Raw genomic sequence first — 16,492 nt, 5'->3', positions numbered from 1 at the left:
TCCTTACACTTTAGCCACGACAGGGCGGCCCAGCAGCCCCTGAGGACGGAAGATCAGGATTAATACCAGCAATCCAAACGAGAACACGTCTTTATAATCCGAGTTCACCATCCCGGAGAATTGCGCTTCTGCGACGCCCAGAATCAGCCCGCCAAGCATCGCACCGGGCAGAGAGCCGATGCCGCCCAGCACCGCTGCCGTAAAGGCCTTGATGCCGATAACGAACCCGACGTAAAAATCAAAGGTGCCGTAATTCATGGTGATCAGCACGCCCGCCAGCCCGGCCATGGCTGCGCCGATAACAAACACCAGCGAAATAATTCTGTCGGTGTTGATACCCAAAATGGAGGCCATCTTACGATCCTGCTGCACCGCACGGCACATGCGCCCTAAGCGGGTACGGTTGATAATCCAGGTCAGCACCAGCATGCCCGCGAACGAGGCGATGAGAATAAAGACTTTGGTATAGGTTATCTGGACAAACCCTTCGCCGAGGTGAAAACGCAGCACACCATCCAGCATGGTCGGTACGCCCTGCTGCCGTGGGCCCTGGCTGAGCTGGACGTAGTTTTGCAGTATCAACGACATCCCGATGGCCGAAATCAGCGGCGCCAGACGCGTCGAATTGCGTAGCGGCTTATAGGCGATGCGCTCAATCGTCCAGCCATAAACGCCGGTGACCACGATGGTGAAAACCAGGGTTCCCAGGATCAGCAGCGGAAAGGAGTGGAGTCCAAAAAACGCCAGCAGGGCCAGGCCAATGGCCGAGAGATAGGCGGAGATCATATACACTTCGCCGTGGGCGAAATTGATCATACCGATGATGCCGTACACCATGGTGTAGCCGATGGCGATAAGACCATAGACCGAACCCAGCGTTAAGCCATTAATTAATTGTTGCAGGAAGAATGTACTCATGGTCGCGCACCTGAATAAAGGGTTACGCCGACAGTCAGACCTGCCGGCGTTGAGCAGATTCCGTCCCGTTATGGCACTTCTTTATATTTGCCTTTGTCGTCCCACTGGTAGACCACGTAGTCAGACACTTTGAGGTCACCTTTGCTGTCCCAGGCTTTTTTACCCATCACCGTGTCGACAGGATTGGCCTTCAGCCACTCGCTGGCTTTTGCGGAATCCGTCCCTTTCGTGGCCTTGAATGCCGCTGCGATAGCCTGCACAGACGCGTAGGCGTAGAGGGTGTATCCTTCTGGTTCAAATTTACCGGCGCGGAATTTCTCGATGACGGCTTTTCCGTCCGGGATCAGGCGCGGGTCTTTACCGAAGGTCATGTAAATACCGTTGGTGTACTGCGCCCCACCGGCGGCGGTGACCATCTCTTCATTGACGATACAGTCTCCCGAGAAGAACTTCGCCTGCACGCCCTGTTCACGCATCTGGCGAACCAGCGGGCCCGCTTCCGGGTGACAGCCCCCGAAGAACACCACGTCTGGTTTTTGTGCGCCAATTTTGGTCACCAGCGCGTTAAAGTCTTTCTCCCCGCGGGACAACCCTTCGTACATCACTTCCTTAACGCCGCGTTTCGCCAGCGCCGCTTTAGTGGCGTCCGCCAGCCCCTGACCGTAGGTGTCTTTATCGTGGATGATGACGACCCGTTTGGCTTTAAGCTTATCAAGAATAAAATCGCTGGCGACCTGGCCCTGCTGGTCGTCACGTCCGCACATGCGGAACATATCGCTCATGCCCCGCTCGGTAATAAGCGGGTTCGTTGAGCCGGGGGTGATGGAGAGGATCCCGGCATCGCTATAGACCTCGGAGGCGGGCATGGTCGACGAGGAGCAGAAGTGGCCGACGACCGCTTTCACTTTATCCTGATCGACTAAGCGGTTGGCGACGGCAACGGCCTGTTTGGGTTCGCAGGCGTCATCGCCCTGAACCAGTTTGATTTTCTCACCGTTGATCCCGCCAGCGGCGTTAATGTCTTCCGCCGCCTGCGTAGCGCCATGCCAGTATTGATCGCCATAGGTTGCGTTCGGGCCTGTGAACGGCCCGGCCACGCCGATCACGATATCGGCCTGTGCAGAAAAGGCCGTCACCAGACAACCGGCCAGCAACAGGGAGAGGGGAGTTTTGGTAAATTTCAGCGACATTATTATGTTCCTTAGCAAAGAGGTTTTTGCACCAGGTATAAACCCGAACGCCTGATGGCATCGTAAATCCAAAAACAAGAGCGAGAACAAAATGCACTTTAGAAGCAATCTCGTGCTTAATACGGCGAGGATCCCACGCACCGCGAAGCGCGCAGAACATTAAGCAAAAAGGTTGCCAGAATGGTTAATCCCTTGACCGGGTCACAACACGTTGAGTATAGAGCGCCGTTTTATGCGCCTTTGCGGGATGAGATGAATTTACAGCGGAGATCACATCTCCTTAACAACAAAGCCCATAAGTTGTGCAACGGTCACGATTTGCACGTTTTTGCAGCAATAAAGACCTAAACTTCAGATAGGCATGCGCGGCGATATATGTCAGGATCGTTTTTTTTATCAGGAGTATCAGCAATGGCTGAAGGCCCATTAAATGAAAGCGAGATGGCGTGGCTGGAAGAGACATTAATCTCTTACGGACACGACGATGCATCCGTGATTGACGTGTCCGAACTGGACGGCATGCTTACCGCAGTACTTTCCGGTCCCGTTGTGGGGGAGCCCGACACCTGGCTGGTGGCGGTATGGGGTGGCGAGAAGTATATTCCGCGCTGGAAAAACGATCGTGAGATGAACCGTTTTATCGATCTCTGCTTTAAGCACATGAACGATATTGCCGAGCGCCTGAGCGAATACCCGGATCAGTTTGAACCGCTGTTTGGCTATAACGACGTTGACGGTCAGAGCTATACCGTAGTGGAAGAGTGGTGCTATGGCTACATGCGCGGCGTGGCGCTGACGGACTGGTCATCCCTGCCGGAAGCGCTGGAAGCGGATCTGGCGGTGATTGCCCTGCACGGAACGGAAGAGAACAGCGAGAAGCTGGAAGCGCTGACCGAAGAGGAGTATATGGCCAGCATCGAGAGCATTCAGCCTGCGGCGCTGCGTTTGTACAACTACTGGGTGGCTAATCCGCAGCAGCCGGAAGCGAAAAAGCCGATCGTGAACGGGTCGAAGGTGGGACGTAACGATCCGTGTCCGTGCGGGAGCGGTAAGAAGTTTAAGAGTTGCTGTCTGCACTGAAAAAAGGGGCTATTCATAGCCCCTTTTTTTATCCCACTTCCGGCAGCATCCCCGCTGCAATCAAAATCTGCACCAGAATAATCACCACCCCACAACCAAACACCACGCACAGCAGCGGCTTACCACCCGCCACGCGGTATCCTTGCTGCGGATGTTGCTGGCGGCTCTTCCACGCCAGCAGGGAAGGCAGCAGCAGGGCCAGTACCGATAACGCCACGCCAGCATATCCTAGCGCCATCACAAACCCGCGCGGATAAAAGAGCGCGAAGGCCAGCGGCGGCAGGAAGGTCATCGCCCCCGTCTGTAAGCGTCCGGCAACGGTATTGCGACGCTGGAACAGATCCGCCATATAGTCAAACAGGCCAAGCGCTACGCCGAGGAAGGAGGTTGCCAGCGCCAGGTCTGCAAACAGATGTACCGCCAGCTCCACGTGTGAAGAGGCCACCACGTTACGCAGGGCAACCAGGAATCCATTCAGACCAGAATGCTCTGCCATCAGGCCGATAAAGGTGGTGGAATCAATACTGCCCAGCGTCACCAGCTGCCAGAACAGGTAAGCAATCAACGGAATGGCGCTGCCGATCACAAAGACGCGGCGCAGCTTGCGAATATCCCCGTTCATATAGCTCACGATGCTCGGCACGCTGCCATGAAAACCGAAAGAGGTGAAAATCACCGGGATGGCCGAAAGCGCCAGACCTTTCTCCAGCGGGAGGGAGAGCAGGTTAACCTTGTGCACATGCGGTGCCAGCAGCACCAGCATCACAACAAGGAAGAGAATTTTGGCGCTGAACAAAAAACGGTTAAACAGATCGACCAGCGACGTGCCCGCACAAACCACGCCGCCACCGATCAGCGTAAAGACAATGGCGCCTGTTTCCGGTGAAAGCGACGCACCGAAGCCGTCATTGATGCTTGACGCAATTAGCTCCCCGGCGCCGCTGATGTAGGCGGCGGTCAGCGCGTACATCAGGAACATCATGCTGAAACCGGTGATCCACTGCCCGTAGCGTCCAAGATAGCGTGCAGCCAGGGAGCCTAAGCCGGTATCGGCAGGGACATGTTGATAAACCTCCAGCAATAATAGCGCGGTGTAACACATCAGGGCCCAAAGACCACCCAGCAGCACTACGATAACCCCAAACCCGACGCCGGCGGCAGCCAACGGCATGGCCAACATTCCTGCGCCAATTGTCGTTCCGGCGACGATAAAAATACTTCCCAGAGTTCTGTTCTTCACGCTTTCCTCTACAACGCTTCCATACCGCGACTCATTCTGCGGCGCAGAGTAAGGGAAAAGCACCATCTCGTCAAATCACCGTTACATAGGGTGTAATGATTAATTTACAAAAAGAAAGGGGGAACCTGCGCCAGCGCAAAGCGTGTCGTGGAGGGAGCATTTAGTCTGCTTTTTATTTGCGAGAGGTAATGATGTCAATTCACGGACACGACGTGCTGAATATGATGATTGAGTCAGGTGAGCGTTATACGAAGGAGAGTCTGGTTGAGGCGATACATGCCCGCTTTGGCGAAGCGGCGCGTTTCCATACCTGTTCAGCTTCGGAAATGACAGCCGCGGAGCTGGTGGCGTTTCTGGCGGCGCGCGGAAAATTCATTCCGGCAGCAGACGGATTTTCCACGCACGAAAGTAAAATTTGCCGTCATTGAATAAAGCGGTGCTGAAAACTCAGCACCGCTTTTCTATTAATTCTGCGTGTCGAGCGTCGACAGCTCTTTATCAATGAAGTACAGACCTTCCCCGGATTTACCTGCCAGAGATAATTTATCCAGCACGGATTTAAACAGCTTCTCTTCTTCGTGCTGTTCAGCCACATACCACTGAAGGAAATTAAAGGTTGGATAATCCTGACTGGTCATGGCGGCATGAGCCAGTTCATTTATTTTCTGGGTGATCAGCTGTTCGTGCTCATAGGTGGCACGGAACAGTTCATCAAGAGAGCCGTACTCGGCGAAAGGCGATACCACGTTATCAATGCGCGGCAGGCTGCCGGTGTCCGTCAGGTAATCAAACAGACGCTGCATGTGCGTCATCTCTTCCTGGGCATGACGACGCAGGAAGGCGGCAGCCCCTTCAAAGCTGTGATAGCTGCACCAGGCGCTCATCTGCTGATAAAGCAGGGAAGAAAATAGCTCAAGATTCATTTGCGCATTGAGCTTGTCGATCATTTCAGTTTTTAACATGGTGCAGCTCCGGTTTATTAATTCTGGTTCACGATGAGCGACACTATAATTTGTTATTTAATTATTTGCAAAAAGTAAAATAAATATTTATTTATTAAAAATACGAATGGGAATAAAACGCATTGCCGCCATTTATATTTATTAATGAGAATTATTTTTGTTCTTATTAAATAAACTGCCAGCGTGACTGGCAGTCGCGGTTAATACCACGGATTCTGGCTGGAAGAGGTAACGGCATATCCCTGACATTTATACTGAATGGTCACACTTTCGTTCAGACAGAGTGAACCGCTGATCAGGGTGCAGGTTTTAATCGGCTGCCCGTAGGCTGACGCGGAGGCGTAGCCCATACGTTGGCAGGCCTTTGTTGCCATACCGTTATTAACATAGTCATCAGACCAGGCGTTTTGCAGCATGGTCTGGCCATAGTCGAGGCGCACAATTCCGTTTGGGGCATCCGTACTACTGACTTCTGCCTGACGGTTGATGCTGCAACCGGCGAGCAACAGGATCGTTCCGGCTATGATTACACGTTTCATGTTTCACTCTGCGTGACGGGAAATACGCCATTGTAACCAACGCGACGGGACGCAATGGCCGGAATAGCCGGAGGATCTGCCCTTTCACTGTACAACGAGCCGGGCCACCGCGCGAAATTGTGAGCGCATCTTTGTTTTTTAAAACAAGTTTTCACTTAATTTGAAAGTGCGTTTGTTTGATAGTAAGGTTAAGTTGAAAAGGTATCCACAGCGGGATCGCCCGCCATGCATTCAGGAGAGACAAGATGAAAATTGCACTGATGATGGAAAACAGCCAGGCCGCTAAGAATCCCATCATCCTTAATGAGCTGAAAGCCGTTGCTGATGAGAAAGGTTTCCCGGTCTATAACGTCGGTATGAGTGATGAGAACGATCATCATCTCACTTATATTCACCTGGGCATCATGGCGAGCATTCTGCTTAACGCTAAAGCCGTTGATTTTGTTGTCACCGGCTGCGGTACCGGGCAGGGCGCGTTAATGTCCCTGAACATCCATCCGGGTGTGATTTGCGGTTACTGCATCGATCCTGCGGATGCTTTCCTGTTTGCGCAAATCAACAACGGTAACGCGCTTTCTCTGCCGTTTGCGAAGGGCTTCGGCTGGGGGGCAGAACTGAACGTACGCTTTATCTTTGAGAAAGCGTTTACCGGACGCAATGGCGAAGGCTATCCACCAGAGCGTAAGGAGCCGCAGGTGCGTAACGCCGGTATTCTGAACCAGGTGAAAGCGGCGGTGGTAAGAGAAAACTATCTGGATACCCTGCGTGCAATCGATCCTGAGCTGGTTAAAACCGCCGTCTCAGGCCAGCGCTTCCAGCAGTGCTTCTTCGAGAACTGCCAGGACAAAGAGATCGAAGCCTTCGTGCGCGGTATTGTTGGCTGATTTCCTTTGCCGGGCGGTGCGTTGCCCGCCCGGCACAGAGCCTTACTTTTTCGATGATACCGCGCTGCCTGCATATTTGGTCAGACGCAGCGTGTCAACCATTCCCACCAGGCAGATCAGCGCGATCGCCACAAATGCCAGCCGGAAGCTCATTCCCGGCATGCCGGCAATCCCCATCGTCTCACTGACTTTTTCCCCGATACGAATACCAATGGCCCCGAGCGTGATCCCAAGTCCCACGGCAAGCTGCGTTGCGGTTGAAAACAGCGTATTGGCATAGCTCATCTGCGCAGAGGGTACATCCGCAAAGGCCAGCGTACTGATGGCTGTAAACTGGATCGAACGAAAAACGCCACCCAGATAGAGGATCAGCATGACGAGCCACACAGGAGTCTGCGGCGTAAGAAAGGCGCAGGCCAGCAGCGCCAGGACATTAAGTGAACCGTTAATCAGCAACAGCCGCTTAAACCCCAGGCTGCGGATCAGGGGCGTCGTCGCCGGTTTAATGGTGAGATTGCCTACGAAAACGGCCAGCACCAGCAGGCCAGAATGGAACGCGTCCATGCCAAAGCCGACCTGGAACATCAGCGGTAACAGGAACGGAACCGCGCTGATGGAGGCGCGAAACAGCGATCCGCCGTACAGGGTGACGCGAAACGTCGGCACTTGCATCGCATCGAGCCTGATCATCGGCCAGGTTGCCCGCTTAAAGTGGCGCAGCGCCAGGCTCAACGCGGCGACACCGACGATAAACAGCGTGGCGGTTAATCCTGTCCGCAGAGGCTCTGCGCCCATCAACTCCATCGCATAAACCAGGCTCACCATGGCAAGGGTGGTGACCACAAAACCCGGTAAATCAAACGGTCGGCGCGTATCTTCATGCAGGTCTGGAATGATTCGCAGTGCCAGCAAAATGGCGATTATCCCCAGCGGCACGTTAATAAAGAAGATCCAGCGCCAGTCGGCATAGCTTGTAATGAACCCGCCCAGCGGCGGGCCGATGATCGGCGCGACCAGCGCAGGCCACGTCAGGGTGGCGATTGCCGTGATGAGCTGATGCTTTGGCGTTGTACGTAACACGGCCAGGCGACCCACAGGCACCATCAGCGCGCCACCCATGCCCTGGAAGACGCGCATTGCGACAAACTCCTCGAGCGTGGTGGACAGGCCGCAAAATACCGAGGCCAGCGTGAAGATCGCCAGCGCGAGGGCAAATACTTTTCGCGCGCCGAAGCGGTCGGCGATCCAGCCGCTGGCGGGGATCAGCACGGCAAGGGTGATCAGGTAGGCGCTGATGCCGATATTCAGATCCACGGCCTGTACGCCGAAGCTTTTTGACATATCCGGCAATGCGGTGGCGATCACCGTCCCGTCCAGAAACTCCATAAAGAAAGCACCGGCCACCAGCAGTGCCGCAGGCGATAATCCACGGCTCTCTTTGCCGGATACGTTTTCACTCATTCTCTTCCTGCCCGCTCAAAAAATTTTATAAAAATTTACTGGAATTTATAAGTCTGTAACGTGCGGATTTATCGTGCCTTTTTTTAACAAACCGGCAGCACTGAGGGTTTGTTAACCGTGATGCAGGTCACAAAATGGTTGATTTTTGTGATGGCGGTCATATTATAAGCGTATTGATAATAACACCTGCATAACACGTTACTGGAGCAACATAATGAAACTGCGCAAAATCCTGAAAAGCATGTGGGCTAACTACTGCACAACGTTTAAAGACGTCCCACCGGGTGCGATGTTCTGATAAAAAAACCTGCTTCGGCAGGTTTTTTTATGTCTGCGGACGACGAGAGGGAGATGGAAGGGCGTCTGTTTTGCTACTATGGCGGCCTTTGAATAAGGAGAACCCCATGTCACAAAACCTGAGCGCCGATCAGGAACTGGTATCTGACGTCGTCGCCTGCCAGCTGGTTATCAAACAAATCCTTGATGTGATTGACGTTATCGCGCCGGTTGAGGTACGCGAAAAGATGTCGACCCAGCTAAAAAACATCGATTTCACCAATCATCCTGCTGCGGCGGACCCGGTTACGCTCCGCGCGATCCAGAAAGCGATCGCGCTGATTGAACTGCGCTTCACGCCGCAGGGTGAGTCACATTAAAATAAACCGATGTTTTAAAATTAGAAACCGTTTTCTGATTTTACGTCGAAGGGCGACAGAGTCTGTCGCCCACAGAAGGCTCAAAAGAACGTCTGCACCAGCAGATAGCTCACCACGCAGGCACAGCTGACGCCAATCAGACCCGGCAGAATAAAGCTGTGGTTGATGATGAATTTACCGATGCGGGTGGTGCCGGAGCGATCGAATCCAATACAGGCCAGATCGCTCGGATAGGTGGGCAGCACAAAGTAGCCGTAGGAGGCCGGGAAGAAGGCCACCAGCATTTTCGGATCGATGCCTAACATCAACCCCATCGGGGCGACTGCGGTTAAGGCCGCGGCCTGGCTGTTGACCAGTTTCGACACCAGAAACAACACGATGGCATACGTCCAGGGATGACTCTTCACTACCCCCTCCAGTGCCATTTTCAGTTCGTCGAGATGCGCCTGGAAAAAGGTATCGCTCATCCATGCCACGCCAAACACCGAGAAGATGGCGACCATCCCCGCCTTAAATACCGCTCCGTTTGAAATGGCCGACGCATTAACCTTACAGGTCATCAGCATGATGGCCCCGGCAATAAGCATCATCATTTGAATGACAAGGTTCATCGACAGGGCCGTCATTTTGCCTTTGATTTCAAACGCCGGACGCAACTCGGGCAACGCACCCAGCAGGACCACAACGGCAATCCCGGCGAAGAAGATCCACGTTGACCAGTAGGCCTGTTTAGGGAAACGCTGATCCATCAACGTCTCCGTTCCCCCATAGATAAACTCCCGCTGTTTCGGATCTTTCAGCTTTTCCTGAAATTCAGGATCGTCTGCGAGGTTTTTCCCCCGGCGCAGGCTCCACAGTGCCGCAATGGCGACGCCTGACAGTGAGGCCGGTACGGAAACGGCGAGTATTTCGAGGATCCCCCACGCGTGGCCGATACCGTGCTGCGCACCCAGAATTGAGACCAGCGAAACGACGGCCACGGAAACGGGGGAGGCGGTGATCGCCATCTGTGAGGCCACCGAGGCCACCGCCATCGGCCGTTCCGGGCGAATGCCTTTTTTCAGGGCGATATCCGCGATAATGGGAAACATAGTGTAGACGACGTGGCCGGTCCCGCAGAGAAAGGTCAACATCCAGGTGGTAAACGGCGCGAGAAGGGTGATGTGCTGGGGATGTTTACGCAGCAGGCGCTCTGCGAATTGCATCATCACGTTCAGGCCACCGGCGGTTTGTAGCGTGGCCGCGCAGCCGATGACGGCGAGGATCGTTAGCATCACGTCAACCGGCGGTTTACCGGGTTGCAGACCAAAGACAAAACTCAAAATAAACAGGCCGATGCCGCTTATCAGCCCCAGGCCCATCCCGCCGAAGCGGGTACCTACCAGCAGGCAGAGGATAATGACAATAAACTCAATGGTGATCATGATGCTCCCTCGTTAATGAATGTAATTAAACAAATCATTACACGATGTGGGGTTATTCATTGGGAGCAAGATCTGATTTGTTAAATGTCAGCAAAAGCAGGGAGTTGGCACCCACTCCCTGACGGGCTGAGGGATCCCCAGTAATTTGAAAGCAAAAGCGATAACGTTGCCTTCAGAATAACTGAAGGCTTTCAGCGATGCCTCGGTCCGGCTGTAAATCGCTGAGGCGTTTCCTGTAGGCCGGGGCGAGGCGCAGGGATGCGCCGAGAGGGCGGGCTTTACAGGGATGTTACCTCCGCCCGTCCCCGATAAGCCGGAAGGAATAAGCCGAAGGTACCGCGAAGCGGCGATTTTCCGCCGGAAGCCCGGGTCGCCAGGGTGGTGGCGACTGAGCCACCCTGGCACGTTCACCGGTTATGCCGTGACAGAGTAGCAAGGAACATAAAGTGAACGGAATGACCACCAGAGCCGTATGTTCCCCCTCACCCCAGCCCTCTCCCTCAAGGGAGAGGGGGCCGTCTGTGCAGGCATTATTTTGTGGGGAACTCTCAGCCCTGACGGGAGCGGGTGAAGGAACTTAGTGGTGTTGCACGGTAGCTATGTCGAGAAGATGGCGGTCCGTCTGCTCCAGACAGATCCCTGCGCGTTTCGCGTTGCGGATTTCGTCTGCGAGCGTTTTCAGCAGCATGCCATCCTGCTGCTGCTCTCTGTCCATATCACGTAAAAACTTGAGGGTAATGATGTCCTGTTGCGCTTTGGCTTCATCGGCCAGCTTGTTCAGCTTCGTACAGCGTTGCTCATACTCTTCAAGCGTTTTCTGGAACAGTTCCTCCAGAGAGGAGTAATTATCTTCAATCGTTTCAAGCTCTTTGACTGTGGGATTGGCGCCGATGGCTTTCAAAAAGTTAAAGACACGCATCATGTGCGTGACGTTACTTTGCGCCTGAGTACGAAAGAAGGTGGCAGTGCCGTTGAGGCTTTTTCTGGAACACCAGGCGCTCAAATGCAGATGCAGATTTGAAGCATAAAACTCCAGGTTCATCTGGGCATTCAGTTTTTGCATCATCGTTTGGGTAGTCATACTCATATCCTTATTGACTGTGGGACTTGATGTCCGCTACTAAACCTGACCCGGCAGGTACTGACGATTGAATAACAGAAAAAGATTTCTGCAAGGTAAACAAACTCGAAAATTCACGTCCTGTGTTCGATTTAAATAAGCATACGCTTCTCTTTGAATTAAGAAAACTCTTAGTTGGGCTGTGTTTACCATACATTACAAATTTAAATATAGCGCAGAACAGAAAACAGGTGACGAGATCTAATATTTTTTATCTATATGATTTTAATGATATTAAAATCAGTTCTTCCCATTTTTATCGTTTCAGGAAACCTTCTGTGGCGGGAAATTCTGTGAAAGTGTTAAATCAGAAATAATAACTGCAAATATATCCTGCTGTAGCAAATTTGAGCTAAATCAATTTTCCCGCAATATACGGTTCTGTGATCGCGTCGTAAGATTGTTATCTAACAAATCTGGAAAATGAAACGATGTTTTATATCTTTTCACTTGTAGGGGTTTATGATGACAAAAGTTGCGGTGCTGCTGGCACCTGGTTTTGAAGAAGCAGAAGCGATTATCACAGTTGATATCCTGCGTCGCTTGCAGATTGAGGTGGAAACGCTGGCCTGCGCGGAGTCCCGTGCGGTAGTGAGTTACCACAATATCCCCATGGTGGCTGACAGTACCTTAACGGAACGTATTAATACGCTGTATGACGCGGTCGTGTTACCCGGTGGGCCGCAGGGGAGTATCAATCTTGCGGCTAACCAGGAGGTGATACGCTTTGTTTCCGCGCATGACGAGCACGGCAAACTCATCTGCCCGATCTGCTCTGCGGCTGCGCGGGTGCTGGGCGCAAACGGGCTACTGAAGGGGCGGCGCTACGTCTGTTCCGGCGATCTTTGGCAGACCGTTGATGATGGAGTATATGTAGATGCGCCGGTGGTGGAGGATAACAACCTCATCAGCGGCAAGGGGCTGGGGCACGCTTTTGACTTTGCGCTGACGCTCTCTGCGCGTCTGTTGGGCGACGATGCCCCCGTGCGCGATCATGCTGAACACATCTATTACCGCTGGTAAATTTTCTGCCGGACGCTAAGGCGTCCGGGTTACAGGGATTTCTTAGCTGACCTTATGGATAATCCTGCTTAACTCCTTTCCATTTGTAGGACAATTACGTCCTTTTTTATGTCATTTTTCGCTGAATTTATGTACGCAATTACTGTAATTCTGCGGTGTGATGTCGCTCTCTTATGGATGATTAATTTCCCGCTAAAACTATCTCCAGCAATAACGCTTATAACGAGGTAAGCGCTAATGCCTTGTTTTAAGTCCGATTAAATAAGTTGTTCGCCATTATTCCCTACAGATAAGAATGCTAAAGCTGGAGTTTACCATGCACAAATTTACTAAAGCGCTGGCGGCCATCGGCCTGGCTGCCGTTATGTCACAATCCGCTATCGCTGAAAATTTAAAGCTCGGTTTTCTGGTTAAACAGCCGGAAGAACCGTGGTTCCAGACCGAATGGAAATTTGCTGATAAAGCCGGAAAAGATTTGGGATTTGAGGTAATTAAAATCGCCGTACCTGACGGCGAGAAAACGCTTAACGCCATTGATAGCCTGGCGGCGAGCGGCGCGAAAGGTTTCGTTATCTGTACGCCGGATCCAAAGCTGGGTTCAGCGATTGCCGCGAAAGCGCGCGGTTATGACATGAAAGTGATTGCGGTGGACGATCAGTTCGTGAATGCCAAAGGCAAACCGATGGATACCGTTCCGCTGGTGATGATGGCGGCCACCAAAATCGGCGAGCGTCAGGGCCAGGAGCTCTATAAAGAGATGCAAAAACGCGGCTGGGATGTAAAAGAGACCGCCGTGATGGCCATTACCGCTGACGAGCTGGATACCGCCCGTCGTCGTACCACGGGCTCCATGGACGCGCTAAAAGCGGCTGGCTTCCCGGAAAAACAAATCTACAAAGTCCCGACCAAATCCAACGATATCCCGGGTGCCTTTGATGCGGCGAACTCCATGCTCGTCCAGCATCCGGAGGTGAAACACTGGTTGGTGGTGGGGATGAACGATAACACCGTGCTGGGCGGCGTGCGTGCAACGGAAGGCCAGGGCTTTAAAGCACCGGACATTATCGGGATCGGCATCAACGGCGTGGACGCCGTGAGCGAACTGTCTAAAGCGCAGGCGACCGGCTTCTACGGCTCTCTGCTGCCGAGCCCGGATGTCCACGGCTATAAATCCAGCGAAATGCTTTACAACTGGGTGACCAAGGGGGTTGAGCCGCCGAAATTCACCGAAGTAACTGATGTGGTGCTGATCACCCGCGATAATTTCAAAGAGGAGCTGGCGAAAAAAGGACTGGGCGGTAAGTAATACGCTGTGATTGCGCCCCTCACACGCCGTGAGGGGCCTGACGTACACACTACAGGAATCACGGAGTCGTTATGCAACAGTCTGATCCGTATCTCTCTTTCCGCGGCATCGGTAAAACATTCCCCGGCGTAAACGCGCTGACCGATATCAGCTTCGACTGCTATGCCGGTCAGGTTCATGCCCTGATGGGGGAGAACGGCGCGGGAAAATCCACGCTGCTAAAAATTCTCAGCGGCAACTACACGCCCACCACCGGCACGCTGGCCATTCGCGGCGAAGAGGTGGCCTTTGCCGATACCACGGCAGCGTTAAACGCGGGCGTCGCCATCATCTATCAGGAGCTGCATCTCATTCCTGAAATGACCGTGGCGGAGAACATCTACCTGGGCCAGCTTCCGCATAAAAGCGGCGTGGTCAACCGCTCGCTGCTCAACTATGAAGCGGGCTTGCAGCTCAGGCACCTTGGGCTGGATGTCGATCCGCAAACGCCCCTTAAGTATCTCTCCATCGGTCAGTGGCAGATGGTGGAAATTGCCAAAGCGCTGGCGCGTAACGCCAAGATCATCGCTTTTGACGAGCCAACCAGCTCGCTCTCGGCGCGTGAAATTGAAAACCTCTTTCGCGTGATCCGCGAGCTGCGCAAAGAGGGCCGCATCATTCTGTACGTCTCCCACCGTATGGAAGAGATTTTTGCCTTAAGCGATGCCATCACCGTGTTTAAGGATGGCCGCTACGTGCGCACCTTCACCGATATGCAGCAGGTCAATCATGACCAGCTGGTGCAGGCGATGGTCGGGCGCGATCTGGGGGATATTTACCACTGGAAGCCGCGCGAGTACGGCCCTGAGCGTCTGCGTCTGGATAGCGTTAAAGCCCCAGGCGTGCGCACACCTATTTCACTCTCGGTGCGCAGCGGCGAAATCGTCGGGCTGTTTGGCCTTGTGGGGGCAGGGCGCAGCGAGCTGATGAAAGGGCTGTTTGGCGGGACGCGTATTACCCAGGGCCAGGTCTTCGTCGACGGGAAAAAGGTCGATATACAGAAGCCTGCGCAGGCGATTAACGCGGGCATCATGCTCTGTCCGGAGGATCGAAAGGCCGAAGGCATTATTCCGGTGCACTCGGTGCGCGACAACATCAACATCTCTGCCCGGCGCAAGTTCATCCGCGCGGGATGTCTGATTAACGACGGGTGGGAGGCGCGCAACGCTGATCACCATATCCGTTCGCTGAACATCAAAACTCCCGGGGCTGAACAGCTGATCATGAATTTGTCCGGCGGCAACCAGCAAAAAGCCATTCTGGGGCGCTGGCTGTCGGAAGACATGAAGGTCATTTTGCTGGATGAACCAACGCGCGGTATCGACGTGGGGGCGAAACACGAAATCTATAACGTCATCTATGAGCTGGCAAAACGCGGCGTGGCGGTGCTGTTCGCCTCCAGCGATCTGCCCGAGGTGCTGGGCGTTGCCGACCGCATTGTTGTGATGCGCGAAGGTGAAATTGCCGGTGAATTGCTGCATGAACAGGCGAATGAACAACAGGCGTTGAGTCTCGCCATGCCTAAAGTTAGCCAGGCTGTCGCCTGAGTAAGGAGTCAATGATGTCCTCTGTTACTACATCCGGAGCGCCGAAGTCGGCTTTCAGTTTTGGCCGCATCTGGGACCAGTACGGCATGTTGGTGGTTTTTGCCGCCCTGTTCGTTGCGTGCGCGATTTTTGTGCCAAACTTTGCGACCTTCATCAACATGAAGGGGCTGGGGCTGGCTATCTCCATGTCCGGCATGGTGGCCTGCGGAATGCTATTCTGCCTGGCCTCCGGCGATTTTGACTTGTCGGTCGCCTCGGTGATTGCCTGTGCCGGGGTCACCACTGCCGTGGTGATCAATATGACCGAAAGCCTGTGGATCGGCGTGCTGGCGGGGCTGATGCTCGGCGTGCTGAGCGGTCTGGTGAACGGCTTTGTGATTGCGCGCCTGAAGATTAACGCCCTGATCACGACGCTTGCGACCATGCAAATCGTGCGCGGTCTGGCCTATATCATCTCCGACGGTAAGGCGGTGGGGATTGAAGACGAGCGCTTCTTTACGCTGGGCTATGCCAACTGGCTGGGCTTGCCTGCGCCTATCTGGCTGACGGTAGCCTGTCTGATCCTGTTTGGTTTCCTGCTTAACCGCACCACCTTTGGACGTAATACCCTGGCGATTGGCGGGAACGAGGAAGCGGCGCGTCTGGCGGGTGTCCCGGTCGTACGGACCAAGATCATTATCTTTGTGCTTTCCGGGCTGGTGTCGGCAGCGGCGGGGATTATTCTGGCGTCGCGTATGACCAGCGGCCAGCCAATGACCTCTATCGGTTATGAGCTGATTGTCATTTCCGCCTGCGTATTGGGGGGCGTATCCCTCAAGGGCGGCATCGGAAAAATCTCATATGTGGTGGCGGGGATCCTGATTCTGGGGACCGTGGAGAACGCCATGAACCTGCTTAATATTTCTCCGTTCTCTCAGTACGTCGTACGCGGCCTGATCCTGCTGGCAGCAGTGATCTTCGACCGTTACAAGCAAAAAGCTAAGCGTACCGTCTGATTTATTTTTAGCCACTTATCTGCTCAACTATTAACCATAGTTGACCCCCTGACCGGCCCGCCAGTTATGCTGACAGGCCGGTTGCTAAATGGCGAGCGCCGTCACACT

Annotated in this window: 17 protein-coding genes; 9 read left to right on the top strand and 8 right to left on the bottom strand. The window is 53.6% G+C overall.

Annotation, left to right across the window (positions count from 1 at the left end; translation table 11 throughout):
* Positions 1-3: 3 nt before the first annotated feature.
* Positions 4-918 (bottom strand): ABC transporter permease subunit, encoded by a 915-nt coding sequence (locus tag ACOTXC_RS05965; RefSeq protein ID WP_003859667.1) that lies wholly within the window; start codon positions 916-918, stop codon positions 4-6.
* A 68-nt stretch (positions 919-986) separates the two neighbouring features.
* Positions 987-2,108, bottom strand: coding sequence for a branched-chain amino acid ABC transporter substrate-binding protein (locus tag ACOTXC_RS05960; protein WP_023300472.1), 1,122 nt, complete (start codon positions 2,106-2,108; stop codon positions 987-989).
* Positions 2,109-2,519: 411 nt separating this feature from the next.
* Here ACOTXC_RS05960 and ACOTXC_RS05955 point away from each other — a divergent pair, with 411 nt between their 5' ends.
* Positions 2,520-3,188 (top strand): YecA family protein, encoded by a 669-nt coding sequence (locus ACOTXC_RS05955; RefSeq protein WP_421767484.1) that lies wholly within the window; start codon positions 2,520-2,522, stop codon positions 3,186-3,188.
* A 28-nt stretch (positions 3,189-3,216) separates the two neighbouring features.
* Here the strand turns inward: ACOTXC_RS05955 and tyrP are convergent, their stop codons facing one another.
* Entirely contained in the window at positions 3,217-4,428 is a 1,212-nt protein-coding gene (gene tyrP, locus ACOTXC_RS05950; RefSeq protein WP_421767483.1) for a tyrosine transporter TyrP, read from the bottom strand.
* Between the two features lie 188 nt (positions 4,429-4,616).
* Here tyrP and ACOTXC_RS05945 point away from each other — a divergent pair, with 188 nt between their 5' ends.
* Positions 4,617-4,856: a YecH family metal-binding protein gene (locus ACOTXC_RS05945; RefSeq protein WP_032622412.1), complete on the top strand. Its 240-nt coding sequence runs from the start codon at positions 4,617-4,619 to the stop codon at positions 4,854-4,856.
* Between the two features lie 36 nt (positions 4,857-4,892).
* Here the strand turns inward: ACOTXC_RS05945 and ftnA are convergent, their stop codons facing one another.
* Entirely contained in the window at positions 4,893-5,390 is a 498-nt protein-coding gene (gene ftnA, locus ACOTXC_RS05940; RefSeq protein ID WP_022648525.1) for a non-heme ferritin, read from the bottom strand.
* Positions 5,391-5,590: 200 nt separating this feature from the next.
* Positions 5,591-5,929, bottom strand: a complete 339-nt coding sequence (gene yecR / locus ACOTXC_RS05935; protein ID WP_157507299.1) for a YecR family lipoprotein — start codon at positions 5,927-5,929, stop codon at positions 5,591-5,593.
* A 245-nt stretch (positions 5,930-6,174) separates the two neighbouring features.
* On the opposite strand from yecR, the gene ACOTXC_RS05930 reads away from it, so the two are divergent.
* Positions 6,175-6,813 carry an RpiB/LacA/LacB family sugar-phosphate isomerase gene (locus ACOTXC_RS05930; protein WP_421767482.1) on the top strand — a complete coding sequence of 213 codons (639 nt, stop codon included), beginning with the start codon at positions 6,175-6,177 and terminating at the stop codon, positions 6,811-6,813.
* A 42-nt stretch (positions 6,814-6,855) separates the two neighbouring features.
* On the opposite strand, the gene ACOTXC_RS05925 is transcribed toward ACOTXC_RS05930, so the two are convergent.
* A complete protein-coding gene (locus ACOTXC_RS05925) occupies positions 6,856-8,274 on the bottom strand; it encodes an MFS transporter (RefSeq protein WP_421767481.1) in 1,419 nt (472 codons plus the stop codon).
* A 214-nt stretch (positions 8,275-8,488) separates the two neighbouring features.
* On the opposite strand from ACOTXC_RS05925, the gene azuC reads away from it, so the two are divergent.
* Both azuC and ACOTXC_RS05915 read left to right on the top strand, forming a co-directional pair.
* Complete coding sequence (gene azuC / locus ACOTXC_RS05920; protein ID WP_003859682.1) at positions 8,489-8,572, top strand: stress response protein AzuC; 84 nt, start codon at positions 8,489-8,491, stop codon at positions 8,570-8,572.
* A gap of 106 nt (positions 8,573-8,678) precedes the next feature.
* Complete coding sequence (locus ACOTXC_RS05915) at positions 8,679-8,930, top strand: DUF2766 family protein (protein WP_003859683.1); 252 nt, start codon at positions 8,679-8,681, stop codon at positions 8,928-8,930.
* 80 nt (positions 8,931-9,010) lie between these two features.
* Here ACOTXC_RS05915 and ACOTXC_RS05910 read toward each other — a convergent pair whose 3' ends face one another.
* Together ACOTXC_RS05910 and ACOTXC_RS05905 are read right to left on the bottom strand one after the other, a co-directional pair.
* Positions 9,011-10,354: an anaerobic C4-dicarboxylate transporter gene (locus ACOTXC_RS05910; RefSeq protein WP_022648521.1), complete on the bottom strand. Its 1,344-nt coding sequence runs from the start codon at positions 10,352-10,354 to the stop codon at positions 9,011-9,013.
* 577 nt (positions 10,355-10,931) lie between these two features.
* Complete coding sequence (locus ACOTXC_RS05905; protein ID WP_022648520.1) at positions 10,932-11,435, bottom strand: non-heme ferritin-like protein; 504 nt, start codon at positions 11,433-11,435, stop codon at positions 10,932-10,934.
* A 504-nt stretch (positions 11,436-11,939) separates the two neighbouring features.
* On the opposite strand from ACOTXC_RS05905, the gene ACOTXC_RS05900 reads away from it, so the two are divergent.
* The 4 genes from ACOTXC_RS05900 to araH all read left to right on the top strand — a co-directional run bounded on the left by ACOTXC_RS05900 (position 11,940) and on the right by araH (position 16,384).
* On the top strand, positions 11,940-12,497 hold the full coding sequence (locus tag ACOTXC_RS05900) for a DJ-1/PfpI family protein (RefSeq protein ID WP_045308667.1): 558 nt from the start codon (positions 11,940-11,942) through the stop codon (positions 12,495-12,497).
* A 316-nt stretch (positions 12,498-12,813) separates the two neighbouring features.
* On the top strand, positions 12,814-13,803 hold the full coding sequence (araF, locus tag ACOTXC_RS05895; protein ID WP_023300466.1) for an arabinose ABC transporter substrate-binding protein AraF: 990 nt from the start codon (positions 12,814-12,816) through the stop codon (positions 13,801-13,803).
* Between the two features lie 71 nt (positions 13,804-13,874).
* Complete coding sequence (gene araG / locus ACOTXC_RS05890) at positions 13,875-15,389, top strand: L-arabinose ABC transporter ATP-binding protein AraG (protein ID WP_023300465.1); 1,515 nt, start codon at positions 13,875-13,877, stop codon at positions 15,387-15,389.
* 14 nt (positions 15,390-15,403) lie between these two features.
* Positions 15,404-16,384, top strand: a complete 981-nt coding sequence (gene araH, locus ACOTXC_RS05885; RefSeq protein WP_022648516.1) for an arabinose ABC transporter permease AraH — start codon at positions 15,404-15,406, stop codon at positions 16,382-16,384.
* Positions 16,385-16,492: the final 108 nt, after the last annotated feature.

Origin of the sequence: Enterobacter cloacae complex sp. IR5428 (genome assembly GCF_049238585.1) — a bacterium.
Lineage (GTDB): Bacteria > Pseudomonadota > Gammaproteobacteria > Enterobacterales > Enterobacteriaceae > Enterobacter > Enterobacter intestinihominis.
This window is presented reverse-complemented; position numbering and strand designations above follow the sequence as displayed.

Bases quoted from the DNA above. Each gene is read 5' to 3' on its own strand.
- ACOTXC_RS05965 (WP_003859667.1), bottom strand. From the start codon at position 918: ATGAGTACATTCTTCCTGCAACAATTAATTAATGGCTTAACGCTGGGT.
- ACOTXC_RS05960 (WP_023300472.1), bottom strand. From the start codon at position 2,108: ATGTCGCTGAAATTTACCAAAACTCCCCTCTCCCTGTTGCTGGCCGGT.
- ACOTXC_RS05955 (WP_421767484.1), top strand. From the start codon at position 2,520: ATGGCTGAAGGCCCATTAAATGAAAGCGAGATGGCGTGGCTGGAAGAG.
- ACOTXC_RS05945 (WP_032622412.1), top strand. From the start codon at position 4,617: ATGATGTCAATTCACGGACACGACGTGCTGAATATGATGATTGAGTCA.
- ftnA (WP_022648525.1), bottom strand. From the start codon at position 5,390: ATGTTAAAAACTGAAATGATCGACAAGCTCAATGCGCAAATGAATCTT.
- yecR (WP_157507299.1), bottom strand. From the start codon at position 5,929: ATGAAACGTGTAATCATAGCCGGAACGATCCTGTTGCTCGCCGGTTGC.
- ACOTXC_RS05930 (WP_421767482.1), top strand. From the start codon at position 6,175: ATGAAAATTGCACTGATGATGGAAAACAGCCAGGCCGCTAAGAATCCC.
- ACOTXC_RS05925 (WP_421767481.1), bottom strand. From the start codon at position 8,274: ATGAGTGAAAACGTATCCGGCAAAGAGAGCCGTGGATTATCGCCTGCG.
- azuC (WP_003859682.1), top strand. From the start codon at position 8,489: ATGAAACTGCGCAAAATCCTGAAAAGCATGTGGGCTAACTACTGCACA.
- ACOTXC_RS05915 (WP_003859683.1), top strand. From the start codon at position 8,679: ATGTCACAAAACCTGAGCGCCGATCAGGAACTGGTATCTGACGTCGTC.
- ACOTXC_RS05910 (WP_022648521.1), bottom strand. From the start codon at position 10,354: ATGATCACCATTGAGTTTATTGTCATTATCCTCTGCCTGCTGGTAGGT.
- ACOTXC_RS05905 (WP_022648520.1), bottom strand. From the start codon at position 11,435: ATGACTACCCAAACGATGATGCAAAAACTGAATGCCCAGATGAACCTG.
- ACOTXC_RS05900 (WP_045308667.1), top strand. From the start codon at position 11,940: ATGACAAAAGTTGCGGTGCTGCTGGCACCTGGTTTTGAAGAAGCAGAA.
- araF (WP_023300466.1), top strand. From the start codon at position 12,814: ATGCACAAATTTACTAAAGCGCTGGCGGCCATCGGCCTGGCTGCCGTT.
- araG (WP_023300465.1), top strand. From the start codon at position 13,875: ATGCAACAGTCTGATCCGTATCTCTCTTTCCGCGGCATCGGTAAAACA.
- araH (WP_022648516.1), top strand. From the start codon at position 15,404: ATGTCCTCTGTTACTACATCCGGAGCGCCGAAGTCGGCTTTCAGTTTT.